20 protein-coding genes and 2 tRNA genes are annotated in these 22,956 nt (G+C 70.2%); 8 read left to right on the top strand and 14 right to left on the bottom strand.

Translation table 11 applies throughout. The annotated features are described in order from the left end of the window. Positions 1 to 312: 312 nt before the first annotated feature. Positions 313 to 564, top strand: coding sequence for a WhiB family transcriptional regulator (locus tag FEZ32_RS10680; protein ID WP_138680577.1), 252 nt, complete (start codon positions 313 to 315; stop codon positions 562 to 564). A gap of 9 nt (positions 565 to 573) precedes the next feature. Here FEZ32_RS10680 and FEZ32_RS10675 read toward each other — a convergent pair whose 3' ends face one another. Next, positions 574 to 2,064 (bottom strand): sensor histidine kinase, encoded by a 1,491-nt coding sequence (locus tag FEZ32_RS10675; protein ID WP_138680576.1) that lies wholly within the window; start codon positions 2,062 to 2,064, stop codon positions 574 to 576. Between the two features lie 213 nt (positions 2,065 to 2,277). On the opposite strand from FEZ32_RS10675, the gene FEZ32_RS14225 reads away from it, so the two are divergent. Further along, the gene (locus FEZ32_RS14225; protein ID WP_373887156.1) at positions 2,278 to 2,352 is read left to right on the top strand and encodes a 50S ribosomal protein bL37; all 75 of its coding nucleotides are present in this window, start codon (positions 2,278 to 2,280) and stop codon (positions 2,350 to 2,352) included. 129 nt (positions 2,353 to 2,481) lie between these two features. On the opposite strand, the gene FEZ32_RS10670 is transcribed toward FEZ32_RS14225, so the two are convergent. After that, complete coding sequence (locus FEZ32_RS10670) at positions 2,482 to 2,754, bottom strand: zf-HC2 domain-containing protein (protein WP_138680575.1); 273 nt, start codon at positions 2,752 to 2,754, stop codon at positions 2,482 to 2,484. Further along, on the bottom strand, positions 2,751 to 3,416 hold the full coding sequence (locus tag FEZ32_RS10665) for a sigma-70 family RNA polymerase sigma factor (RefSeq protein WP_051238359.1): 666 nt from the start codon (positions 3,414 to 3,416) through the stop codon (positions 2,751 to 2,753). The genes FEZ32_RS10670 and FEZ32_RS10665 overlap by 4 nt, the downstream gene beginning before the upstream one ends. 256 nt (positions 3,417 to 3,672) lie before the next feature. On the opposite strand from FEZ32_RS10665, the gene FEZ32_RS10660 reads away from it, so the two are divergent. The 3 genes from FEZ32_RS10660 to rsgA are packed head-to-tail and all read left to right on the top strand — an operon-like array spanning position 3,673 to position 6,597. Continuing rightward, on the top strand, positions 3,673 to 4,257 hold the full coding sequence (locus tag FEZ32_RS10660) for a DoxX family protein (RefSeq protein WP_127822663.1): 585 nt from the start codon (positions 3,673 to 3,675) through the stop codon (positions 4,255 to 4,257). Continuing rightward, positions 4,250 to 5,533 carry a 3-phosphoshikimate 1-carboxyvinyltransferase gene (aroA, locus tag FEZ32_RS10655; protein ID WP_244937857.1) on the top strand — a complete coding sequence of 428 codons (1,284 nt, stop codon included), beginning with the start codon at positions 4,250 to 4,252 and terminating at the stop codon, positions 5,531 to 5,533. Before FEZ32_RS10660 ends, aroA begins: the two co-directional genes overlap by 8 nt. Continuing rightward, a complete protein-coding gene (rsgA, locus tag FEZ32_RS10650; RefSeq protein WP_138680573.1) occupies positions 5,530 to 6,597 on the top strand; it encodes a ribosome small subunit-dependent GTPase A in 1,068 nt (355 codons plus the stop codon). The genes aroA and rsgA overlap by 4 nt, the downstream gene beginning before the upstream one ends. A 57-nt stretch (positions 6,598 to 6,654) precedes the next feature. On the opposite strand, the gene FEZ32_RS10645 is transcribed toward rsgA, so the two are convergent. Further along, entirely contained in the window at positions 6,655 to 7,839 is a 1,185-nt protein-coding gene (locus FEZ32_RS10645) for a S10 family peptidase (RefSeq protein ID WP_331855830.1), read from the bottom strand. A gap of 326 nt (positions 7,840 to 8,165) precedes the next feature. Between FEZ32_RS10645 and FEZ32_RS10640 the strand changes: the two genes are divergently transcribed. Next, on the top strand, positions 8,166 to 8,960 hold the full coding sequence (locus FEZ32_RS10640) for an inositol monophosphatase family protein (protein ID WP_028703286.1): 795 nt from the start codon (positions 8,166 to 8,168) through the stop codon (positions 8,958 to 8,960). A gap of 99 nt (positions 8,961 to 9,059) precedes the next feature. Here the strand turns inward: FEZ32_RS10640 and serA are convergent, their stop codons facing one another. The 7 genes from serA to FEZ32_RS10605 form a co-directional block, all read right to left on the bottom strand. Further along, positions 9,060 to 10,250, bottom strand: a complete 1,191-nt coding sequence (serA, locus tag FEZ32_RS10635) for a phosphoglycerate dehydrogenase (protein ID WP_028703287.1) — start codon at positions 10,248 to 10,250, stop codon at positions 9,060 to 9,062. A gap of 118 nt (positions 10,251 to 10,368) precedes the next feature. After that, positions 10,369 to 11,205: an ABC transporter ATP-binding protein gene (locus FEZ32_RS10630; protein WP_138680572.1), complete on the bottom strand. Its 837-nt coding sequence runs from the start codon at positions 11,203 to 11,205 to the stop codon at positions 10,369 to 10,371. After that, complete coding sequence (locus FEZ32_RS10625; RefSeq protein ID WP_084149397.1) at positions 11,202 to 12,080, bottom strand: ABC transporter ATP-binding protein; 879 nt, start codon at positions 12,078 to 12,080, stop codon at positions 11,202 to 11,204. The genes FEZ32_RS10630 and FEZ32_RS10625 overlap by 4 nt, the downstream gene beginning before the upstream one ends. Next, positions 12,077 to 12,889, bottom strand: a complete 813-nt coding sequence (locus tag FEZ32_RS10620) for an ABC transporter permease (RefSeq protein ID WP_028703290.1) — start codon at positions 12,887 to 12,889, stop codon at positions 12,077 to 12,079. The genes FEZ32_RS10625 and FEZ32_RS10620 overlap by 4 nt, the downstream gene beginning before the upstream one ends. Continuing rightward, positions 12,886 to 13,860, bottom strand: coding sequence for an ABC transporter permease (locus tag FEZ32_RS10615; RefSeq protein ID WP_028703291.1), 975 nt, complete (start codon positions 13,858 to 13,860; stop codon positions 12,886 to 12,888). The genes FEZ32_RS10620 and FEZ32_RS10615 overlap by 4 nt, the downstream gene beginning before the upstream one ends. Further along, positions 13,857 to 15,350, bottom strand: a complete 1,494-nt coding sequence (locus FEZ32_RS10610) for an ABC transporter substrate-binding protein (RefSeq protein ID WP_028703292.1) — start codon at positions 15,348 to 15,350, stop codon at positions 13,857 to 13,859. The genes FEZ32_RS10615 and FEZ32_RS10610 overlap by 4 nt, the downstream gene beginning before the upstream one ends. 206 nt (positions 15,351 to 15,556) lie before the next feature. Then, positions 15,557 to 16,300 carry a M50 family metallopeptidase gene (locus FEZ32_RS10605; protein WP_028703293.1) on the bottom strand — a complete coding sequence of 248 codons (744 nt, stop codon included), beginning with the start codon at positions 16,298 to 16,300 and terminating at the stop codon, positions 15,557 to 15,559. A gap of 103 nt (positions 16,301 to 16,403) precedes the next feature. Here FEZ32_RS10605 and FEZ32_RS10600 point away from each other — a divergent pair. Further along, positions 16,404 to 16,477: transfer RNA gene (locus FEZ32_RS10600), tRNA-Met, on the top strand. A 144-nt stretch (positions 16,478 to 16,621) separates the two neighbouring features. Further along, a tRNA-Met gene (locus FEZ32_RS10595) sits at positions 16,622 to 16,695 on the top strand. Positions 16,696 to 16,830: 135 nt separating this feature from the next. Here FEZ32_RS10595 and FEZ32_RS10590 read toward each other — a convergent pair. The 3 genes from FEZ32_RS10590 to FEZ32_RS10580 all read right to left on the bottom strand — a co-directional run bounded on the left by FEZ32_RS10590 (position 16,831) and on the right by FEZ32_RS10580 (position 22,934). Next, positions 16,831 to 19,263 (bottom strand): glycoside hydrolase family 3 C-terminal domain-containing protein, encoded by a 2,433-nt coding sequence (locus FEZ32_RS10590; RefSeq protein ID WP_028703294.1) that lies wholly within the window; start codon positions 19,261 to 19,263, stop codon positions 16,831 to 16,833. 63 nt (positions 19,264 to 19,326) lie between these two features. Next, positions 19,327 to 22,317 carry a UPF0182 family membrane protein gene (locus FEZ32_RS10585; RefSeq protein ID WP_244937856.1) on the bottom strand — a complete coding sequence of 997 codons (2,991 nt, stop codon included), beginning with the start codon at positions 22,315 to 22,317 and terminating at the stop codon, positions 19,327 to 19,329. After that, positions 22,314 to 22,934, bottom strand: coding sequence for a PPA1309 family protein (locus FEZ32_RS10580; RefSeq protein ID WP_232021121.1), 621 nt, complete (start codon positions 22,932 to 22,934; stop codon positions 22,314 to 22,316). The genes FEZ32_RS10585 and FEZ32_RS10580 overlap by 4 nt, the downstream gene beginning before the upstream one ends. Between the last annotated feature and the right edge of the window lie 22 nt (positions 22,935 to 22,956).

Raw genomic sequence — 22,956 nt, 5'->3', positions numbered from 1 at the left:
CGGGACCTCATCCCTCGGAAAAACCCTTCCCGAACCGGTCCGCCTCGCATATCATAAGGGCGGTGTTTCGCACAGGACAGACAGTCGGGAGCCTGCACGATTGACCGCCGGCCCTGACCAGCTGTCCGCAATACGGGAAAAGGTCTTGCCAATGGCCGATCCTGTTGTCAGACTTTATTGGTCGGACCATAACGCGGTCGTTGACCCCCTGCGGTTCGACCGTCCGGGTTGAGGTCGTGGACCGTCCCGCGGACCACCGGACATCGTGAGTTTCCACCCACCCCAGGTGGGCAGAGAAGGAGTGACATACGCATGGACTGGCGCCACAAGGCTGCCTGCCTCGATGAGGACCCGGAGCTGTTCTTCCCGATCGGTAACACCGGTCCCGCTCTGGCACAGATCGCGGAGGCCAAGAAAGTCTGCGCGCGGTGCGAGGTGCGCACCGAGTGCCTCGCCTGGGCCCTCGAGGCCGGCCAGGATCACGGCGTCTGGGGCGGCATGAGCGAGGACGAGCGTCGAGCCATCAAGCGCCGCCAGTCCCGTTCCCGGGTCCGGCGGGCCTGACGTCGTCGATCAGCCGATCTGCGTTCCCGGCTGATCGACCCTGGCGCTGATGGTGGCCCGGGTACCTCTCCCGTCGGGATTGTTCTCGAGGGTGAAGGTGCCACCGAGGTCCTGGACCAGAGTCGTGACGATCGACAGTCCCAGGGACTTGCGGTGGTCCGAGAGGCTGAATCCTTCCGGAAGCGGTTTTCCGTCATTCCAGATCTCCACGATGAGCAGTCCCGCCCTGCGGTAGGGGTGGACCACCACCTCTCCCGAGGAGGAGGCCAGACTGTGCTCGATCGCGTTCTGGCACAGCTCGGTGGTGGCCAGTGACAGGGCCGTCGCGACATCGGCGCGGACCTTTCCGAAGCTCCCCTCCCGCCGCGCGACCACCCGGCCCGAGGAGGCCGCGACGTCGCCGACCATTCGCAGGATCCGGTCGATGACGTCGTCGAACTCGACGACGTCATCGAAGTTCTGGGACAGGATCTCGTGCACCACCGCGATCGCCGAGACTCTGGCCATCGCCTGCTTGAGGGCGAGTCTGGCGTCGTCATTGGTCATTCGCCGCGACTGCAGCCGCAGCAGGGCCGCCACCGTCTGCAGGTTGTTCTTGACCCGGTGATGGATCTCCCGGATGGTGGCGTCCTTGGTCACCAGCTGCCGGTCCCTGGTGCGCAGCTCGGTGAGGTCGCGCACCAGGATGAGGGTGCCCGCGGGCACCTCGAAGTCGTCAAGCCAGGTGCGCAGTGGCAGCACCCGTGCCCTCAGCGTCGCCTCGGCGTTCTCGATGTCGGTCTCCCGCAGCGAGCGACCCTCCAGGTCCATCCCCACGGTCTGGCCGACGTCGCGCAGATTGGGGCACAGTTCCCGCACCACCGGGATGAGGTACTCCCCGTCCAGATCCCCCGACAGTCCGAGCTTGCGGAAGGCCGACATCGCGTTGGGGCTGGCATAGGTCACCATTCCGGTGGTCGCGACCCTCAGGACGCCGTCTGTCACCCCGGGCGCCAGGGCCCGGTCGTGTCCGGGGAAGAGCGGGAACTGGCCGTGGTGCAGCATCTCCGAGAGGATGCCAGCGATCTCCAGGTAGTTGTCCTCGGTCGACCCGGGGGCCCGCACCCCCATCTGGTTGGTGTGCCTCTCCACCACCGCGATGACCTCGCCGTGGCGGATCACCGGAATGGCCCAGACATCGACCGGGATTCCGGCCGACAGCTTGTTGTTGCTGGTCTCGCACATCTGGCCGCTCATGAACGCCTCGGTGACGAGGTTCTCGTCGTCGTAGGCGATCGACTCCCCCACCACGTCGTCCTCCAGTGCGGTGGGTCCGGTGTCGGGACGGATCTGGGCGGCCGCCCAGTAGATCTGCGGGTTCTCGTCGGGGAGCCAGAGGATGAGGTCGGAAAAGGACATATCGGCGAGGATCTGCCACTCCTCGACGACCTCGCCCAACCACGAGACGTCGTCGGCGTTGAGACGGCTGTGGCTCGCCATGAAACGGTCCATTGAGGGCATGGTCACACTCTATGGCCCGGTTCCCGGTCCGCACTCTCCGGTGCCCCTCACGGCCTCCCGATCGGCCACCGCCGTCCGGGACAGGGCTGCGAGATCCGGGCGTGGCGGCAGGCCATTTGGACGAGGCGGCTCAGTGGGGCAGAATATATGGTCGTTGCCGCGCATCCACGCGGCCCCTCCGTGGGGAGGGTGGACCGAGCTGAGGAGAGCGCCATGGGCAAGACTGGTCGTAAGCGTCGCGCGCGTCGCAAGAAGAACGCCAATCACGGCAAGCGTCCCAACGCCTGATCTGACGCACCATCCGGTGCGCCGTCCCCGGCTCCGTGACCGGGGATGCAACAGGGCTCCCGTCCGAGGACGGGAGCCCTGTTCGCGTCTTTACGCGGTTGTCTGTGCGCGGGATCTGTTCGCGGTGTCTCAGCCCTCGATGTGGAGCCGCACGACCCTCATCCGCAGCGACGAGGAGGCGCGCACCGTGTGGTGGCAGCGTCTCAGTGCCCGGCTGACAGCGGCCTCCAGATCGGCCTCGTCCAGGCAGGACTCGCAGGCGGCGAGGTGACGCCGGAAGGTGTCGGCCTCCTGTTCGTCGAGTTCGCCGTGCAGGAAGGCCTGGAGATGGCCCAGGGCCCAGTCGCACGCCTCCTCGGGACAGTGCGAGGGTTCCGGGAAGAAGGCGTCTTGTGCGCTCATGAGTGCACCTCCTGATCCAGGGTCTCCTGGTCGACCTTGCCGGCCAGCGGGCCGATCCCGTGGGCGCCGGCCACATCGACCAGCTGGGCCCGCAACTGCTTGCGGGCCCGGTTGAGTCGCGACATCACGGTGCCGATCGGGGTTCCCATGATCTGAGCGATCTCCTTGTACGAGAAGCCCTCGACATCGGCCAGCATCACGACCTGACGGAAGTCGTCCGACAGCCCCTCGAGGGCCTTCAGCACCTGGGCGTCGGGCATCGTGTCCAGCGCCTCGACCTCCGCCGACCGCAGCCCGGTCGCCTGGTGTGAGGCCGCGCGGGCGATCTGCCAGTCCTCGACATTCTCGTCGTCGGAGGTCTGGGGACGCCGCTGAGCCTTGCGGTAGGTGTTGATGTAGGTGTTCGTGAGGATCCGGAACAGCCACGCCTTGAGGTTGGTGCCCGGTCTGAACTGCTTGAACGAGGAGAAGGCCTTGGCGTAGGTCTCCTGGACGACGTCCTCCGCGTCAGCCGCATTGCGCGTCATCCGCAGGGCGGCGCCGTAGAGCTGGTCGAGGTAGCCCATCGCATCGCGCTCGAACCGTTCGGCCCGCTGCGCGTCGGTCTCCTCGGCCAGATCCGGGACTGCCCCGTCATCTGTCGGTGTGTCAGGGATGGTCATCGGCTGCAAGCGTAGTCCACCGGACCCATGACGTCCCGGGGCGACCAGCCCACCGGCCCGACGACCCGGGACCGGAGCGGTGCGCTCGCGGCACAGCATTGCACAAGCCATACAGCACCTAACGCCTGTACCGGCACGGTATTCCCGCCCGGACCGGCCCGTTGGCCGCCCCGACCGGCCCGGACGCCGGGCGGAAACCGACTTCGTTGGCACGATCTGCTTCCGCCGACCGCCCGGAGACGGTAGGAATAGAGGCATGAGCATCATTCGCGGCCTGGGCCGAACCCTGTTCGCAAGCTACTTCATCGTCAACGGGACCAACTCCGCGGTGAAGCCCGACTCCTTCGTGGCCGACGCCGAACCGGTCGCCGACCGCCTCGTCCCGCTGCTCCAGCGGACTCTGCCGCCGTCGGTGAGCGCCCGGATCCCCGAGGACACCAAGTCCCTGGTGCGTCTCAGCGGTGCGGCACAGGCCCTCGGCGGGCTGGCGATGGCCACCGGCCTGCTGCGCCGGGTCGGCGCCGCCACGGTGGCCCTCACGATGGTTCCCCATGTCATCGCCTCGGTTCCCGACAAGACCCTGTCCAAGGAGGAGAGGGCTGCCGGACGTCGCATCCTGCTGCGCAATGTCGCCCTGCTGGGAGCCGCGATGATGGCCTCCCGCGACACCGCCGGACGGCCCAGCCTCGCCTGGCGGGCCGACCAGCGCCGACAGGCCGTCAGCAGTGGCGCCCAGGACCTCCAGGACAAGGCCTCCAAGACCGCCCGCAAGAGCCAGAAGAAGCTGGCGAAGGCCTCCCGCAAGGCCCAGAAGAAGGTCCGAGAGCAGATCGGTGCCTGAGTCCGGCTGGCCCGCGCCGACTGCCCCGGGCCCGGTGGACGCCCAGGTGGTCGTCCCCGGGTCGAAGTCCCAGACCAATCGCGCCCTGCTGCTGGCCGGTCTGGCCGACGGCCCCAGCACCCTCGACGGGGTACTGCGCAGCCGTGACACCACGCTCATGAGGGCCGGTCTGACCGCCCTCGGTGTCGGCTTCCAGGAGCTGGGCCCCGGCCGCCTGAGGATCCTGCCACCCGACCGACTGCACCATGCCGAGAAGCCCGTGGACTGCGGGCTGGCCGGCACCGTGATGCGCTTCCTGCCGGCCGCCGCGGCGACCGCTCCCGGACCCACCCGGTTCATCGGCGACCCGGCGGCCTCGGCACGCCCGGTGGCACCGGTCCTCGAGGGCCTGTCCCAGCTCGGGGTGCGGGTCGAGGGTGACCGGCTGCCGTTCACCGTCGACCCGCCGGCCCGTCTGGGCGGGCCCCGCGCGACCATCGACTCCTCGGGATCCAGCCAGTTCGTCTCCGCCCTGCTGCTGTCGGGGGCCCGCTACCCCCACGGCATCGACCTGCGCCATCGCGGTCCGGCGGTGCCCTCGGCCCCCCACATCGCGATGACCTGCACGATGCTCGCCGAGCGGGGGGTCGAGGTGAGCACCCCCGATCCGGATCACTGGCGGGTCCGCCCCGGCCCGATCGCCGCGATGGATGCCACCGTGGAGCCCGATCTCACCAACGCCGCGGTCTTCCTGGCCGCCGCGATGGTCACCGCCGGCCGCCTGACCATCCCGGGGTGGCCGGAGCGCACCACCCAGCCCGGGGTCGACTTCCTGGACGTCGCCCGGTCGATGGGCGCCCGGGTCGCGCGATCCGGGGACCGGTTGAGCGTCATCGGGGGCGAACAGCTCCACGACGCCGAGGTGGACCTCCACGAGGCCAGCGAACTCACCCCGGTGGTCGCCGCCCTGGCGGCCCTGGCCCACGGCCGGACCCGGATCAGCGGGGTGGCCCACATCCGCGGCCACGAGACCGACCGGCTGGCCGCCCTGGAGGAGCAGCTGTCGGCGGTCGGAGCCGAGGTCCGCCAGACCCCCGACGGCCTGGTCGTGGAGGGTCGGGGCCCCGCCGCCCTGCACGGCGCCCTTCTGCGCTGCCACGACGACCACCGGATGGCCCACGCCGCCGCACTGATCGGCCTGGTGGTCTCCGGCGTCGTGCTGGACGACGTCTCCTGCACCTCCAAGACGATGCCCGACTTCCCGCAGATGTGGTCCGACATGATCGGTCCCCGATGAGCCCCCGCCGGCTGGCCTCCTCGGGGATCGACACCAATGACGAGGACGCCTACGACCGGCCCCGGCGTACCCGGCCGAGGACCAAGAACCGTCCCGACTACTCCACCCTGCCGATGGGCACCGTGCTGGGGATCGACCGGGGCCGCTACCGGGTCATGCTCGACGACCAGGTCCACGGCCACCAGCAGAAGCACCACCCCCATCGCCGGGACCACCAGGGGGCCGCGATCCCTGCCAGTGGTCAGGAGGTCGTCGCCGCCAAGGCCCGGCGGCTGGGTCGGCGCTCGGTGATCGTCGGGGACCGGGTCCGGCTGGACGGCGACACCTCGGGGGCCGAGGGCACCCTGGCGAGGATCGCCGAGACCGAGAAGCGCCGCAATGTGCTGCGCCGGACCGCCGATGACACCGACCCCTACGAGCGTCCGATCGTCGCCAACACCGACCAGATCTTCATCGTCACCGCACTGGCCGACCCGCCGCCGCGCACCGGGATGATCGACCGGATCCTGGTGGCCGCCTACGAGGCGGGCACCGAGCCGGTGCTGTGCCTCACCAAGGCCGATCTGGCGCCCGCCGACGAGCTGGCCGCGATGTACCGGCCGCTCGGGGTTCCGGTGGTCACCAGCTCTCCCGGCTCGGACCTGGCACCGCTGCGCGACCTGCTGACCGATCGGGTCACCGTGCTGGTCGGACACTCCGGGGTGGGCAAGTCGACGCTCATCAATGCCCTGGTGCCCGGAGTCAGCCGGCGCACCGGCGAGGTCAACGAGGTGACCGGGCGGGGTCGGCACACCTCCACCTCGGCACTCGCCCTGCCGCTGCCCGAGGGCGGATGGATCATCGACACCCCCGGGGTGCGGTCATTCGGGCTGTCCCATGTCACCGCCGACGACGTCCTGGCGGCCTTCCCCGACCTGGACCCGTTCACCGCCGACTGCCCGCGCGGCTGCCCGCACACCGCCGGCAGCCCCGAGTGCGGGCTCGACGAGGCGCTGGCGGCCGGCCGGATCTCGGCGGCCAGACTGGACTCCTTCCGCCGTCTGGACGCCGCCCGGACCCAGTGATCAGACCTCTGCGGCCCCGGCCTCTGCGAGCCCGACCTCAGGACTCCGACCCAGGACTCAGTGCCGGTCGAATCCCTCCAGGAAGGCGCAGATCTGGTCGGCCTCCTCGGCACGGTCGGTGAGATAGGGCATGTGGCCGGTCTCGAACCAGGCGTTCTCGATCCGGTCGAAGGCCTGCTGGGGCAGGCGGAGGTGGTCGACCATGTCCTGGGCGGCGAAGTACGGGGTGGCCAGGTCGTAGCGGCCGTACTCGATGCGCAGCCGCAGGCCGGGCTGGGCCCGCATCACCCGCTCCAGCTTGTCGGTGACATTGACCGGCCGGCCCTCGAACTCGTGGTAGTTCCAGTGCTTCCACAGGTCGGAGGAGACCCGGTACTCCGCCTCCGAACGACTGCCGAGCTCATGGCGCAGGTAGTGCTGGGTGGCGGCGGTGAAGGCGCCCAGGGTGGCATCGCCGGAGGGGTCGGCGTCCATCATCTCGTCGGTGCCGCAACGCGACGGGCCGGTGTACCGGCCATCGATCCGGCCGACGGTCCGTCCCTCGGAGCGCAGCAGTTCGGTGCAGAACCGCATGTGCTCGATCCTCAGGTCGCACCGGTCGACGTACTGGGGTGACAGTCCGGCGATCCGGGCCAGCTCCGCCACCACCCGGGAGCGCTCCTCGGCCCCCAGCCGGCGCCCCTTCGCCAGGGCGAGCCGGTAGCGTCCGTCGGCGAACTCCTCGGCCTCGGCCAGCACCTCCGCCAGGGTGCGGCCGGGGTGCCTGCCGTGGTACCAGGCGATCGCCGCGTAGCTGGGCAGGAAGTGGATGCAGGCCTGGTCCCAGCGCAGGTTGTCGAAGTCCTGGGAGCCGAAGTCCAGGACACTGGAGATCAGCACGATGCCGGCCAGGTACATCCCGTGGGCCTCCTGGAGGCGCTCGGCCACGCTCACCGCGCGCACCGTGCCGTAGGACTCCCCCAGCAGGTAGATCGGGCTGGTCCACCGGTCGTTGCGGGTGCACCATACCCGGATCAGTTCGGCGACCTGCTCGACATCGGCCTTCCAGCCGTGCCAGCGGCCCGGCCGGGTTCCGTCGACCACCCGCGAGTAGCCGGTCGACATGGCGTCGATGACGACGATGTCGCTGCCGCGCAGCAGGGTGTGCGGGTTGTCGATGAGCCGGAAGGGTGCGACTGCGGGGGCGCTCGGGGTGCCCGCGTCGACCACCCGGGGACCGACCAGCCCCATGTGCAGCCACATCGACGCCGATCCCGGCCCTCCGTTGAAGACGAAGGTGATGGGACGGGTGGCCGCATCGGCGTCGTCGAGGGTGTAGCCGGTGACACCCATCAGTGCGGTGGGGACGGTGCCCCTGGCCACCCCGTCGGCGATCTCCTCGGTGCCGACCAGGATCCGGCCGGTGACCGCGGTGTAGTGGAGGGTCCCCTCGGGGGTCTCCAGGGTGTGGCGGGTGGTCACCAGCTCGTCGGCCGGGGGCGGGCTCCCTGGGGTCTGCGCGGAGGGGGTGGTCGCCGGGTCGCTGGACAGGTCGGGCATGGGTCAACTCTATTCACTAGCGTGGGGCCATGACCGACTACACCGATGACCTGCGCCTGGCCCATCTGATGGCCGACGACGCCGACTCCATCACGATGGCCCGCTTCCGTGCCGCGGACCTGCACGTCTCCTCCAAGCCCGACCACACCGAGGTGAGCGACGCCGACCTGGCGGTGGAGGACTCGGTGCGCCGCACCCTGGCGAAGAGCCGCTCCCGCGACGCCGTCCACGGCGAAGAGCGCGACGACTCCGGGCAGGGCCCGCGTCGCTGGATCGTCGACCCGATCGACGGCACCGCCAACTATGTGCGCGGGGTCCCGGTGTGGGCCACCCTCATCGGGTTGAGCGTCGAGAACCATGTGGTGGCCTCGGTGGTCTCGGCTCCTGCGCTGAGGCGCCGCTGGTGGGCCGCCGAGGGATCGGGGGCGTGGACCGGGACCTCCCTGCTCAAGGCCCGGCCCATGCACGTCTCGGGGGTCGCCCGGCTGGAGGACGCCTTCCTGTCCTACTCCTCCCTGCACGGCTGGGTGGAGAGCGGTCGGGGTCGCGGTTTCGGCGAGCTGATGCGCACGGTGTGGCGGACCCGCGCCTTCGGCGACTTCTGGTCCTACATGCTGGTGGCCGAGGGGTCGGTCGATCTGGCCTGCGAGCCCGATCTGAACCTCCACGACATGGCGGCCCTGGACGTCATCGTGCGGGAGGCCGGTGGTCGGTTCACCTCCCTGGAGGGGGCCGACGGACCCTGGGGGCCCAATGCGATGGCCAGCAACGGGCTGCTGCACGACGAGGCCCTGGCGATGGTGCGGGCCGACCCGACGGACTGAGTCGTCGCGGGCGGCTCGCCTCGCCCCGGGCGTGCAGGGGCCCCGCCGATCACGGATCGGCGGGGCCCGGTGTCCTGTGTCTGCTTGTGTCGGGCGGGCTCAGAGCACCCGGGCCCTGATGGTGCCCTCCAGGTGCGCCACCTGGGACAGCAGGTCGCGGTCGGTCTCGTCGATGTCGACGACGGCGTAGCCCAGCTCGTCGCGGGTGGCCAGGGCCTGGTAGGTGACATTGCCGCCGTAGTCGGCGACCAGCCGGTTGAGGTGGGCCATCACCCCGGGGATGTTGTGGTGCAGGTGTCCGATCCTGGTCCCGGACCTGGGCGCCGGGGAGATGTCGGGCAGGTTGACGCTCATGCTCGTCGACGCGTTCTCCGTGTAGTCGATGAGCTTGTTGGCGACGTAGCGGCCGATGTCGACCTGGGCCTCCTGGGTCGATCCGCCGACATGGGGGGTGAGGATGACGTTGTCGAGAGTGGTGAGCGGGGAGACGAAGGGCTCGTCGCCGGACCTGGGTTCGCTGGGGAAGACGTCGAGGGCCGCGCCGGCGATGTGTCCGGTCCGCAGGTTCTCGGCCAGCGCGTCGATGTCGACGATACTGCCGCGCGACAGGTTGAGGAAGAGCGACCGGGGCCGCATCATCTCGAACTCGGCGGCGCCGAACATGCCGACATTGTCGGGACGTCCGTCGACGTGGATGCTCACCGTCTCGACGGTCTGGAGCAGTTCCTCCAGGGACTCGCACTTGTGGGCATTGCCCATCGGCAGCTTGTCGGCGACGTCGTAGAACCACACCTGCATGCCGAGCGCCTCGGCGACGACCGACAGCTGCGAGCCGATATTGCCGTAGCCGACGATGCCGAGCTTGCGGCCGCGGATCTCGTGGGAGCCGACCGCGGTCTTGCGCCAGGACCCGTGGTGCATCTGGGTGTTGCGGTCGCCCAGTCGCCGGGCCAGCGCGATGATCTCGGCGATCACCAGTTCGACCACCGACCGGGTGTTCGAGTAGGGGGCGTTGAAGGCCGCCACACCGGCCTCCGCCAGGGCGTCCAGGTCCATCTGGTTCGTGCCGATGCAGAACGCCCCGACGGCTGTCAGCGAACTCCCCCGGGCCTCGATGACACGCTTGGTGACGCCGGTGCGCGATCGGATGCCCAGCAGGTCGACGCCGTCCAGGGCCTCGATCAGCGCGTCCTCCCCGAGAGCCTTGCTGAGCCTCTCCACCTCGTAGCCTTCGGATCGTAGGGTCCTGACGGCCTCGTCGTGGATGTTCTCGAGCAGGAGTGCCTTCATGTCGCCCTAGTCTAGGGAGCCTGAAATGGCCGTCTCACACGATGGAAGCAGCGCCGCCGGGTGGTAATGGGGGCGCCCGGGGGCAGAGTGCACGGCGGCGGGGTGCGCGGCGGCCAGTTCAGGTTCTGATGCGTGGCACCGCCGCCAGCAGTTCCCGGGTCACCCGGTGCTGGGGGTCGGCGTAGACCCGCGCCAGATCGCCTGACTCCACGATCGCGCCGTGCTGCATCACCGCCACCTCGTCGCACAGGTGGCGCACCACGGTGAGGTCGTGGGAGACGAAGACCATCGTGAGGTTGCGGGCACTCACCAACTCTGTGAGGAGGTTGAGCACCTGGGCGCGCACCGAGACGTCCAGCGCCGAGACCGGTTCATCGGCCAGCAGAACGTCGGGACGGGTGACCAGGGCCCGGGCGATCGCGATCCGCTGACGCTGCCCCCCGGAGAACTCGTGGGGGAAGCGCCCCGCGGTGGCAGGGTCGAGACCGACCTCGGTCATCACCTGGACCAGCCGTTGGCGCACCTGCTCCCGCGAACCCGCCGCGCCGCTCAGCACCGGGGAGCGCAGCGGCTCGGTGATGGTGCGTGCCACGCTCATCCGGGGATCCAGGGAGGAACGCGGATCCTGCAGCACCAGGGCGACGTCGGCACGCAGGTCGGCGAGCTGTCCCGGACGCCTGCCCAGGATCGAGCGTCCACGGAACCTCACCTGCCCGGAGTCGGGTCGCTGAAGTCCGGCGAGCACCCTCAGCAGGGTGGACTTGCCCGATCCGGACTCACCCACCAGTCCGATCCGGCGGCCGGTTCGAACCTTGAGACTGAGATCGTCCAGCACCTGGAGGCCGCCGCGGGAGCGTCCCAGATGCAGGCTGAGGTGGCTGGCCTCCAGCTCGGGCACAGGCTCGGGAGCAGTGGAGTCGGCAACTGCGGAGTCGGGAACTGCGGAGTCGCTCATTCGTCCTCCAGGATGATCCGCTGGCCGGGCTCGACCAGATCCAGTTGGGCCGCCCGCAGCAGCCGGCGGGTGTAGGGATGCTCGGGGTGGCTGAGCACCCGGTCGACCGGTCCGCTCTCGACGAGGGACCCGTCGCGCATCACCATGATATCGGCGCACACCTGGGAGACCACGGCCAGGTCGTGGGAGATGAACAGGCAGGCCGCGCCGACGGCGTCCAGCACCTCGTCGAGGATCTTCAGCACGCGCGCCTGGACGGTGACGTCCAGGGCGGTGGTGGGCTCGTCGCAGATCACCAGGTCCGGGCTGTTGACCAGCGCCATCGCCATCAGGGCCCGTTGCCGCTGGCCCCCCGACAGCTGGTGAGGGTAGGACTCGGCGACCCGGTGCGGCTCGGTCAGACCCACCTGCTCGAGCATCTCCACCACGGCCTGTCGCGCCGAGGAGGCCGAGGAGTTGTGGAGCCGGAGCGCCTCGGCGACCTGCCGGCCGACCTTCATGGTGGGGTCCAGGGCGGTCATCGGCTCCTGGAAGACCATCGTCATCTGGTCCCCGCGCAGCCGCGACATCTCGCGGTCGCCCAGGCCCAGCAGCTCGCGGCCCCGCCAGCGGACCGAGCCGCTGACGTGGGCGTTGTCGGGCAGCAGGCCCATCAGGGCCAGGGCGGTGACCGACTTGCCCGACCCCGACTCACCGATCAGACCGAGGCGCTGACCCGGTGCGATGGTGAACCCGATGTCGCGGACCGCCGGCCGGTGGCGTCGTCCGAAGTCGATGCTGAGATGGTCCACGGCCAGCAGTCCCGCCTCCCTCGGGGACGCCGCGGTGGTCCTCCGGTCGACCGGGCTGGTTGTCTCGTCTCCGGCTGTCGTCATCTGAGCTCCCGCAGGCGTGGATCGAGGAAGTCCCTCAGGCCGTCCCCCAGCAGGGTGAACCCCATCACCGCGGCGGCGATCGCCAGTCCGGGCCACAGGGTCTGGACGGGGCTGTTGAACAGGTAGGTCTGGCTGTCGCGCAGCATCCTGCCCCAGGTGGGAACGGTGGCCGGGGTGGCCAGGCCGAGGTAGCTCAGCGCCGCCTCGGCGAGGATCGCCATCCCGTAGGAGACCGAGGCCTGGACCCCGATCAGCGGTGCGATGTTGGGCAGCACATGGCTGCGGGCGATGCCCCAGGAGCTGATCCCCGAGGAGCGGGCGGCCAGCACGTAGTCCTGACTCATCACCTGCCAGGTCGCCGATCGGGTGATCCGTGCGAAGACCGGCACGGTGGACACCCCGATGGCGATCATTCCGGTCAGCGTCGACCCGCCGACCGCCGCGGCCAGAATGATGGCCAGCAGCAGGGCGGGGAAGGCGTAGAGCAGGTCGGAGGCCCGGGAGGCCACCCGTGACCAGGGCCGGTTGAGCATCGCCGAGGCGATTCCCCAGGGCACTCCCAGCCCGGCGGCGATGACCACCGAGACGACGCCGACCAGCAGGCCGATCCGGGCTCCCACCAGCAGTCTGGAGGCGATATCGGCGCCGAACCCGTCGGTGCCCAGCAGGTGGTGCAGGGACGGCCCCTGGAGTCGTTCGGCGGGCACCACCAGGGAGGGGTCGACGGGGGTCCAGAACACCGACACCACGGCCGCGACCAGGATGACGCCGATCAGTACCGATCCGATCACCAGTCCAGCACGTCTCATGACTGCGCCCCCTCCAGGCCCGAGGACACCCGCAACCGCGGGTCGATGAGAATGACCAGGGTGTCCACCAGGAAGGTGATGAGCAGCACCAGCCCCACCAGGATCATCACGACGTCGGCGACCACGGTGAGGTCCCGCAGGGAGACGGCGTCCAGCAGGTAGGAGCCCAGCCCGGGGATGACGAAGACCTGCTCCACGACGATCGCCCCGACCAGCAGGGTCGACAGCTGCAGGCCGACCACCGTCACCAGGCTGATCGAGGCGTTGCGCAGGCCGTGCCGGATCAGTGCGGGCCGCAGCCGCCAGCCGACCGCCCGGGCGGTTCGCAGATGGTCGTCGGCGAGGATGTCGATGAAGGCGCTGCGCACGTACCGGGCCAGCACCGCCGACTGCACGATCGCCAGGGCGCAGACCGGCAGCAGGAGATGGCGGAACCACTGCCAGGGGCTGTCCAGCAGCGGCGTGTAGCCGCCGGCCGGCAACCAGCCGAGGGTGACCGAGAAGAGCAGGATCAGCAGGATCCCGGCCAGGAAGGCGGGGACGCTCATGAGGATCTGGGACGCCACCGAGACGACCAGACCACGCACCCTGCGCCGGTGCACGGCCGCGTAGATCCCGACCGGGATGCAGGCCGCGATCGCCAGCGCCATGGCCCCGACGACCAGCCAGCCGGTCACCGCCAGTCGGGAGACGATCTCGGGGGCGATCGGTTCCCCGGTGATCGCCGAGGCGCCCAGGTTCCCGCTCAGCAGGTGCCCCATCCAGTCCAGGTATCGGGCGGTGAGGGGTCGGTCCAGGCCGAGCTGGTGGCGCAGCGCGGTCGCCGCCGCGGGGTCGGCATTGGTGCCCAGCATCACCTGGGCGACGTCTCCGGGCAGCAGGTTGAGCAGGGCGAAGACGATGACCGAGGCGATCAGCAGGCTGATCAGCAGTTCGACCAGGGGGCGGGCCAGGCGCCGCAGCACAGTCATCGGGACTCCCGGACCGAGGTGAGGTCGAAGCTCAGGCTGGCGGCGTTGTGCTGCAGCCCGGTGACTCCGGCGCGGGTCACGGTGATCTTCGGCATCAGGTAGAGGAAGTCGCTGGCGGCGTCGTCGGCCAGCATGACGGAGGCCTGTCGCATCCTGGCGGTCGACTGGTCGGCGGGGCCGCTGATCGCCTGGCTCACCAACGCGCTGAAGGCGGGGTTGCGGTATCGCCAGTAGTAGGTGGGGCTGGCCCAGTTGACGATGTCGCGGGGCTCGACGTGGGCGATGACGGTCATGTCGTAGTCGGCGCGGGTGTAGACGACGTCGAGCCAGCGGGCCGGGAACTCCAGCTCGTCGGTGACCACCGTGATCCCGATCCGGGCCAGCATCGAGGTGATGACCCGGGTGGAGGCGGTGGCGTAGGGAAGGCTCGGGACCCTCAGTCGAAGGGTGAGGCCGTGGCCGTATCCGGCCTGCTTGAGCAGGGCGCGGGCGCGGGCGGGATCGTAGGGCCAGCGGGTCGACAGGTCGGTGTACCAGGGGTCGGTGGGTGGCACCATCGATCCGATCAGGGTGCCCTGGCCGTTGGAGACGACGTCCATCAGTCCCCGCCGGTCGATGGCCATCAGGATCGCCTGGCGGACCCGCCGGTCCGACAGCGCCCTGGTGGAGTTGTTGAGTCCGAGCACCACCTCGCCGTTGGTGGTGCCGCGCCACACGGTGAACCTGCTGGGGTCGGAGAACCGGGAGAGGGCCTGGGGGGTGGGCAGGTCGGTGACGACGTCGAGATCCCCCGACAGCAGGGCGGCGGTCTGCGAGGTGGGGTCGGAGTAGTAGCTGAACCGGATGCTGCGGACCTGGGGGCGCTCGTGCCAGGCCGTCGGGGAGACCTGGAGGTCGACCTCCTGGCCCGGTGAGAAGCCGGTGACCCGGTAGGGGCCCGAGCCGGCGGGGTGGACCGCGAGGTCTCGGGTGTGGGCCAGGTCGATGACCACCCCGGCGCTGCCCGCCAGGTTGTAGATCAGCAGGTTGTCGCGGTGGGCCAGTCTCAGCACCACCCGCTCCCCCTCGGCGTCGATCGACCGGATGGCCGAGAGCTGGGTCTGGAGCACCGGGCCGGACTTCTTGGAGCGCAGCAGGTTCAGGGAGGCCGCCACCGCGGCGGCGTCCACCCGGGCTCCGGAGGCGAACCGGGCCCGGTCGTCGAGGGTGAAGGTGTAGGTCAGCCCGTCGGGGCTCACCGTCCACTGCCGGGCGAGCAGGGGTCGCAGGGTGCCGGAGTCGTCGACCCTCACCAGGGTCTCGTAGACGTTGTAGAGCAGCACCTGGGGAATCGCCGCCGCGGTGTTGGAGACCAGGTCGAGGGTCGCCGGGGCCGCCGTTGCCCCGATCACCAGGGTGCTCTGCGGCCGCTCGGGGGAGCAGCCCGCCAGACCGGTCAGTGCCAGCGCGGCGGCACCGATCACCGCGACCGCCCGCAACAGTCTTCCCATGGCATCCTCCTTCCCGTTCTGGTGGGCCATGAGCCTACGCATCCCGTGGGCCTTCCACCGACCGAGTCCTCACCCGAGGGACCGCATTCATCGCGCACGGCGGCAATCTTGCGAGACCGGCCGCCGATCTTGGTCGGTTCCCACAATGACTCCGAGGACCGGGCCCGGCAGGGAACGCGTTTCCAGGGACAGGGTCTGCGAGTCCGTCACCGCAGCGCACCACCGAGCAGCGGACCGAGGGGTCCGGCCAGGGCGCGCCAGGCCCACCAGCTGCATGCGGCCACCGGCACCGCCATGACGAGGCACCACAGCGCCGCCGGGACGCCGGTGAGGCGGGCCAGCGCTCCCGGATCCTGGTCGCGATCGCCGTGCACGGCCACCGCCACCAGGTGTCGCCAGGCGCCGACCACCAGCACCGCGCCCAACCACACCACCGCGGCGGCCGACCACCGAGGGGTTCCGCTCCACCACAGCGCGCCGACGGCGGCGGCCAGGGCCACCACCCAGGCCATCGTGAACAGGGAACGCACCCGCACCAGCACGCCGAGGAGGATCAGCAGGACCGCCAGCAGCACCGCACCGGCATGACCGCCGACCGCCGCCTGGATGGCTGCCGCACCCACCAGGGCGGGCATCGGGTAGCCGGCCACCGCGGTGAGCACCACGGCAGGCCCGTGGCGTCGTCCCACGGTGACGGTGTGTCCCGACATGTCGGGGCTGATGACGAATCCCGAGAAGCGGCGCCCGCACAGCAGACCGACCCCGGCGTGGCCCAGCTCGTGGACCAGGGTCACGACCGGCCGGATCACCCGCCAGACCGGTGGCACCAGGACGCTCAGCACGGCCAGCGCCAGGGCGCCGGGCGGCCACCCCGGGACCACCGGCCGGCCGGCGCCGATCGTGGCGCCCAGCCGTACCAGCAGCGCATCGAGCAGACCTCTCCAGTTCACCCGTCCATGATGGCGCGAGCACCTGGCAGGTCCGGACAGGTCGGGTCCGCCGGGCCCACGATTTGCCCTTGTGGTGCCCGGACGGTAGTGTTTCCTCTTGCGACGCGGGGTGGAGCAGCTCGGTAGCTCGCTGGGCTCATAACCCAGAGGTCACAGGTTCAAATCCTGTCCCCGCTACGAGGAAGACAGATATCCCGGTGCCAGAGATGGCACCGGGATATCTGTGTCTCGGCGCAGTGGTGGTCGAACTCGTGGTCCCGGTCGCCCGGCCTCGGCGAGTTTGTGTCGGGCAGGGCCCGCGTGCAACAATGTCGGGGCCGACGCGGGGTGGAGCAGCTCGGTAGCTCGCTGGGCTCATAACCCAGAGGTCACAGGTTCAAATCCTGTCCCCGCTACGAGGAGAACACAGGTCCCGGTGCCAGAGATGGCACCGGGACCTGTGCATGTCCGCCGTTCCGTGGCGCTCTCCCGGGACCCGGAGGCCGGTCCCCGAGGCCGCGAGTCAGCGGCCGGGGCCCAGCGGCCGCAGATCAGCGCTGGAACCTCCCCCACCTCGAGCCGATCTCGTCCCACACCTTCCGGCCCGAACCGATCAGGGTGTCGACCAAGTCCCGGCCGAGACCGGCCGCCCCTCCCACCGAGCGACGAAGAATGTCGTCGGGCGCCCCGTTGAGCACATCGACCAGAACCGGAACCGCCTCGGGCGGCACCACTCCCGCCGACAGGGCGGGCAGATTCCTCAGCGGCAACTCGTCGACGGTGTGCTCCATCATCCGGCGGAACCTCGGGTCGGGCTGGCTGGCCGCCACCCGCCGCATGATCATCGCGTGGATCGCAGCGCCCACCGGATGGCTGCGGGTCTCGCGCAGCACCGAGGTCGCGGTGAACGGACGGGCGGGCGGCTCGGCCGGCACCGGCCTGCCCAGCCGGGCGGCGAAGGCCTCCTCGGATGCCGCCACCAGCGGCGTCCAGGCCTTCTCGGCGGCGTGGTCGACACCTCCGGTGACCCGCAGTTCGCGGACCTCGACGATCTGCTGGCAGGATCGCGCCACCTCGACGCTGAAGGCGCCCGAGGGGACCCGCCAGTCATGGTCATCGACGTCCCAGAAGGCCAGCTCGCGGGCCTCGACGCCCACCTCCACCCGCCGGGTCTGCCCCGCGGTCAGATGGACCTTCGCGAAGCCGGCCAGCCATCGTCTCGGACGGGAGGTGATCCCGGTGCGGTCGGCCAGATACACCTGCACGACGTCGTCGCCGGCCCGGGAACCGACGTTGGCGACCTCGAGGCTCACCGAGAAACCCTCCCCGGCGGTGATGTCGGTGGCGCTCAGCGCCACCTCCCGCCACTCGAAGTGGGTGTAGGACAGCCCGTGCCCGAAGCAGAATGCCGGGGTGATCGACTCGGTGGTGGTGTGCCGGTAGCCGACCGCAGGCCCCTCCCGGTACTGCACCAGATGGCCGGTCCCGGGGAACCATCGGTCGGACGCCACCTCGGACAGATCATGGGGCCAGGTCTCGGCCAACCGGCCGCCCGGGTCGACGTCGCCGACCAGCACATCGGCCAGCGCCGCTCCCCCGGCCTGACCGCCCAGACCTGCCAGCACGACGGCTCCGGCCCGGTCCGCCCAGGGAAGTGAGACCGGAGAGCCGGAGCAGACCACCACCGCGGTGTGCGGGTTGGCGGCCAGCACCGCGCGCACCAGGGCGTCGTGCTGGGCGGGGAGGTCCAGCCCGGTGCGGTCGTATCCCTCCGACTCCATCTCCTCGGGCAGCCCGACGACCACCACTGCGGCGTCGGCGTCACCGGCCCGTTCGGCGGCCTCGGCGACCAGGACCGCGTCGGTGCGATGGTCGTCGGGGTCGTATCCGCGCGCGTAGCTCACCTGGAGGTTCTTGGTCCTCAACCCCTCCAGCAGTCCGGTGACCCTGGTGGGGTTCACCTGGGAGGACCCCGCTCCCTGGAACCGCGGGCGCGCCGCGAAGGCGCCGATCAGCGCGACCCGGGCCCCGGGGGCCAGCGGAAGGACGCCGTCGTTGGCGGCCAGCACGGTTCCGGCGGCCGCGGCCCGGCGGGCCAGACGGTCGTGCTCGACCACCGGCAGCTCGGTCACCGGCGGCGGGCTCACCCGGTCGGCCAGATCGGCGACCCGCTGGGCCGAGGTGGCCACCGCCTCGGCCGACAGGCGTCCCGATCGCACGGCCGAGGCCACCGACCGGTCGAATGCGCCGTGGCTGGAGGGCATCTCCAGGTCCAGGCCGGCCTCCAGGGCGGCGACCCGGTCCCAGACCGCCCCCCAGTCGCTCATCACCAGTCCGTCGAATCCCCACTCTCGGCGAAGGGTGTCGGTCAGCAGGGCCGCGTCGGTGGTCGCCGCGGTGCCGTTGATCTGGTTGTAGGAGGCCATCACGGCGGCCGGCCTGGCCCGCCGCACGACGGTCTCGAAGGCCGCCAGATAGATCTCGTGAAGGGTCCGCTCGTCGACCACGGCGTCCACGCACAACCGCATGGTCTCCTGGTTGTTGACCGCGAAGTGCTTGACGCAGGCGCCGACCCCTCGGCCCTGGATGCCGCCGATGACCGCGGCGGCCAACTCGCCGGCCACCACCGGGTCCTCCGAGAGGTACTCGAAGTTGCGCCCACCGAGGGGATGGCGCTTGATGTTGATCCCCGGCCCCAGGATCACATCGACCCCTCGCACACCGGCCTCCACGGCCAGGGCGCCACCGATCTCCGCCGCCAGATCCCGGTCCCAGCTGGATCCGAGCACCACCGCGGTCGGGAAGCAGGTCGCCGGCAGCGACCCGCCCTCCTGATCGGGCACCCGCAGACCGCCCGGCCCGTCGGACAGTCGCAGCGGCCGCAGTCCGGTCCCGGTGGACGCCTCGGTGTGCCAGTCGTCGGCTCCCGACAGCAGCCGGATCTGGTCGGTGAGGGGCAGGTCATGGACGTCAGCCGATGTCATGGCCCCACCCTATGCGCCGTGCGGTGCCCGGGAGCGGTCCTCAGGGCCGATACCCCGGCGTCCTCACCTCACCTGTCCCAGCGCCCGGGTGACCAGCTGGCGGGCCTTCTCGACCTCCTTCTGGTAGCCGGCCAGGTCGCCGGCCGACAGGGCCTTGTCGGCCGCGGTGAAGGCGGCCTGGGCCTGGCTGAGCAGCTGTCTGGCCTGGGCGGAGGTGGCGGGCGGCGCAGAGCCGCCCGAGGAGCCGGACCCGGAGTCCTGGTTCTCGGCGGTCTGGGCCCCGGCGTCTCCCCCGAAGACCTGGTTGAGCGCCTCCTGGAGGGTGCCGCCGATACCGACATGGGTGCCGAAACGAACCGCCACGAACCGCAGTACCGGATACCCGCCCGAACCGGTCTGCCGCTGGGCGTAGATCGGCTGGACGTACAGCAGCCCGCCGCCGACCGGCAGGGTCAGCAGGTTGCCCAGGGTGGCGCTGGCCGATCCCTTGTTCTGGTAGGGCAGCAGCTTCGCCGAGACATTCGTGTCAGAGTTGATGGCGCTGGCCGTCTGGTTGGGGCCGTCGATCTGGGTGGAGCTGGACATCCGCAGCACGCGGATCTTCCCGTAGTCCGGTTTCGTGGCGTCCGAGCCGACGGCCATGTAGGCGGCCAGGTTCTCCCTCTTGTTGGGCACCATCGCCGCGGTGCTGCGGAAGACCGGGGTGCTCTCCCCCGGCCAGCGAATGGTGAGGTAGTAGGGCGGTTCGGTGCCCTGGTTGCTGCGCACCGGGTCCTCGGGAGCCTCCCACAGGTCATTGCGCTGGTACCAGGTGTCGGGATCGGTGGTGTGGTAGCGACCCAGGATCTGCCGTTGGACCTTGAACAGGTCCTGCGGGTACCGGACGTGCTGGAGAAGGTCCGCCGACATCGCCGTCCGCGGCTTGACCAGACCCGGGTAGACCTTCTGCCAGGTCTTGAGGATCGGGTCGCTCTGGTCCCAGGCGTACAGCTGGACCGTGCCGTCATAGGCGTCGACGACCGCCTTGACGGAGTTCCGGATGTAGTTGACCTGCTCGTCGGGCTGCGCCTGGCGCTGTTGGGAGTTCGAGTCGCTGCTGGCCTGGCGCAGGTCCACCCGCGTGGAGTTCGGGTAGTTCCCGGAGGTGGTGTACCCGTCGACGATCCACACCAGACGTCCGTTGACCAGACTGGGCAGGGCGTCGCTGTCGACCTTGAGCCAGGGCGCGACCCGGGTCACTCGGTCCAACGGGGTGCGGTCGTAGAGGATCCTGGAGTCGGAGTGCACGCGGTCGGAGAGCATCAGGTTGATGTCGGCGAACTTGGTTGCGTACATCGCGCGGACCAGCAGGTTGCCGACCCGCACGCCCCCCTTCCCGTCATAGGTGCTCTTGCTCTCCGAGCCGGTGGCCCCCTGGCCGCCGCCGGGGGTGTCCAGCTCGACGGGACTGGCTCCCGGCCGGGCGCCCACGACCACGTACTGGGTGGACCGCTCGCCGTAGTAGATCCGCGACTGGGTCTCCTTGAGGGCCCCGACGGTGGGGATGTCCCGGGCCAGCCACTGCGGCTCCCCGGAGACCTGCCCCTTGTTCCCGTAGGCGGCCACCAGTCCGTATCCATGGGTGTAGACGGTGTGGACGTTGTTCCAGCTCTTGTCGGTGACACCGGCCAGATCGATCTCGCGGGCGGCCACCACGGCGTCGGTCGTGGTTCCGTCCACCCGGTACCGGTCGACGTCCAGGGTGCCGGGGAAGGAGTAGAAGCCGCGCACCTGCTGGAGCTGCTCGAAGGTGGGTCCGAGCACCGCCGGATCCATCAGCCGGATGGCCGGCAGGGCCTCGGCGTCTGCCTTCAGCTGGCCGGCGCTGGCACTGGTCCTGGCCGAGTAGTCGGAGATCGTGGTGCCGGCCACACCGAAGGCCGCGCGGGTCGCCGCGATGTTGTTGACGATGTAGGGGCGTTCCTTGTCGGGTGCGTCGGGAGAGACCGAGAAGCGCTGCATGAACGCCGGGTAGATGCCCTGGACGATGATCGTGGCGACCAGCATCAGGACGATTCCGACGCCGGGCACACCCCAGTGGCGGAGTTTGGCGTTGACCAAGAACAGCGCCGCGACCAGGAAGCAGATCACCGCCACGATGGCCTTGGCGGTCACCCGGTAGTGGTCCGCGGTGTACCCGATTCCGGTGAACAGCGGGCTCTGCGACACCGCCAGCCCGTAGCGGCTCAGCAGGCTGGACAGCCCGATCAGCACCAGCCCGACGGCCACCAGCACCGACAGGTGGGCCTGGGCCCGGGGACTGAAGAGGTGCTGGTGCTCCCGTCTGGTCCGCGACGTCCCACCAGGAGTGAGGATCGCCGGGGTGAGGATGGTCACCGCACCCCTGGCGAGGTAGACCGCCAGTGCGCCGATCAGGGCGAGCACGACGGCGGTGATGCCCATGTTCACCAGGAAGCGCAGCCAGGGGTAGGTGAACAGGTAGAAGGACACGTCGATCCCGAAGTAGGGGTCCCTGGTCCCGGTCGGGGTGCGATTCCACCAGGCGAGCATGGTGGGGGTCTCGGCGGCCGCCGAGAATCCGGCAAGCAGACCGACGAAGAGCGAGGGCACCAGGATCGCGGTGCGACGGTGGCTCTCCAGGAATCCCTGGTCGGTGCGCCCGCGTGAACCGGTGGTTTTGCGCCGGCCGCCGGGCCGTCCGGTCCCCCCGGAGCCGGAGGGGTGCCCCGGGTCACCGGCCCTCCCGGCGGGTTCGGGCCGCTGCGAGGCCTTCCGGCGCGACATCCGGAAGGCGATCACCATGTTGATGGCGGTGCCACCGCTCACCAGCACCATTCCGGCCACGAAGAGTCCGGCGGCGGCCAGCAGCCGCACCAGATAGACGTCCCGGTAGCCGACCGCGGAGTACCACAGGAGATCGGTGGTGATGGTCGAGGCGATCGACCAGGCGATCAGGAGCCCGACCACCGCAGCCGCCACGATGAGCAGCACTCGCGACCTCCCTCGGGGCGCGGATCCGCCGACGATCCTGGGCATCGGTCGAGTGGTGCTCACTGTGGCTCCATCCCTGAGTGGTCGGGTTGTGCATCATCTGGTCCGGGGAGGTCGTCGGTCCCGGAGTCGTCGAGGGTGCTCAGCAGTGCGGCCTCCAGGGAGGGAACCAGGTTGGCCGCTCCCAACAGCTCGTCGGGATGACCGAGCACCCGGGCGACCGAGAAATGGCTCCCGTCGCGCATCGCCCCGCTGACCACCCTCAGGTCCTGACGGCGGGGATGGCCTGCCACGTACTCGGCGGCCCGGTCGGGGTCCTCGGGGATGGAGGCCTCCTCGTCATCGGGCAGGAAGACGCGTTCGACGCTCACCGCGACGCCCTGGACGGTCGGCGGCCAGGCGATGGCCGACAGTGTCTGCTCCAGGTGGTCGCCGCCGTGGAAGTCCTCCTGCTCGACGCTGGACAGGGAGTCGGGAGATCCCGCCGACAGCTGGCCCACAAGACTGGGCTCGGCGGCCAGCAGATCTGCGGTGGGCACCAGGGCGAACAGCCGGGCCGGCAGCCCCCAGCCCTCCGCGCCGAGGAACCGGTCGATCTCGGTGAGAGCCGCCACCAGCGGGTCGGACCGGTGGTCGGCACTTCTGCCGCAGCGGGCGGTGCTGTTGCAATCGCGCGTGATGTTGGAATCGGCCCTGCTGCCG

This window comes from Acidipropionibacterium jensenii (genome assembly GCF_005890135.1).
GTDB classification, from domain to species: Bacteria; Actinomycetota; Actinomycetes; order Propionibacteriales; family Propionibacteriaceae; genus Acidipropionibacterium; species Acidipropionibacterium jensenii.
This window is presented reverse-complemented; position numbering and strand designations above follow the sequence as displayed.

Bases quoted from the DNA above. Each gene is read 5' to 3' on its own strand.
- FEZ32_RS10660 (WP_127822663.1), top strand. From the start codon at position 3,673: ATGAGCATCATTCGCGGCCTGGGCCGAACCCTGTTCGCAAGCTACTTC.
- FEZ32_RS10680 (WP_138680577.1), top strand. From the start codon at position 313: ATGGACTGGCGCCACAAGGCTGCCTGCCTCGATGAGGACCCGGAGCTG.
- FEZ32_RS10665 (WP_051238359.1), bottom strand. From the start codon at position 3,416: ATGACCATCCCTGACACACCGACAGATGACGGGGCAGTCCCGGATCTG.
- FEZ32_RS10625 (WP_084149397.1), bottom strand. From the start codon at position 12,080: ATGACGACAGCCGGAGACGAGACAACCAGCCCGGTCGACCGGAGGACC.
- serA (WP_028703287.1), bottom strand. From the start codon at position 10,250: ATGAAGGCACTCCTGCTCGAGAACATCCACGACGAGGCCGTCAGGACC.
- FEZ32_RS10630 (WP_138680572.1), bottom strand. From the start codon at position 11,205: ATGAGCGACTCCGCAGTTCCCGACTCCGCAGTTGCCGACTCCACTGCT.
- FEZ32_RS10670 (WP_138680575.1), bottom strand. From the start codon at position 2,754: ATGAGCGCACAAGACGCCTTCTTCCCGGAACCCTCGCACTGTCCCGAG.
- FEZ32_RS10645 (WP_331855830.1), bottom strand. From the start codon at position 7,839: ATGTGGCTGCACATGGGGCTGGTCGGTCCCCGGGTGGTCGACGCGGGC.
- FEZ32_RS10610 (WP_028703292.1), bottom strand. From the start codon at position 15,350: ATGGGAAGACTGTTGCGGGCGGTCGCGGTGATCGGTGCCGCCGCGCTG.
- FEZ32_RS10640 (WP_028703286.1), top strand. From the start codon at position 8,166: ATGACCGACTACACCGATGACCTGCGCCTGGCCCATCTGATGGCCGAC.
- FEZ32_RS10590 (WP_028703294.1), bottom strand. From the start codon at position 19,263: ATGACATCGGCTGACGTCCATGACCTGCCCCTCACCGACCAGATCCGG.
- FEZ32_RS10615 (WP_028703291.1), bottom strand. From the start codon at position 13,860: ATGACTGTGCTGCGGCGCCTGGCCCGCCCCCTGGTCGAACTGCTGATC.
- FEZ32_RS10675 (WP_138680576.1), bottom strand. From the start codon at position 2,064: ATGCCCTCAATGGACCGTTTCATGGCGAGCCACAGCCGTCTCAACGCC.
- rsgA (WP_138680573.1), top strand. From the start codon at position 5,530: ATGAGCCCCCGCCGGCTGGCCTCCTCGGGGATCGACACCAATGACGAG.
- FEZ32_RS10620 (WP_028703290.1), bottom strand. From the start codon at position 12,889: ATGAGACGTGCTGGACTGGTGATCGGATCGGTACTGATCGGCGTCATC.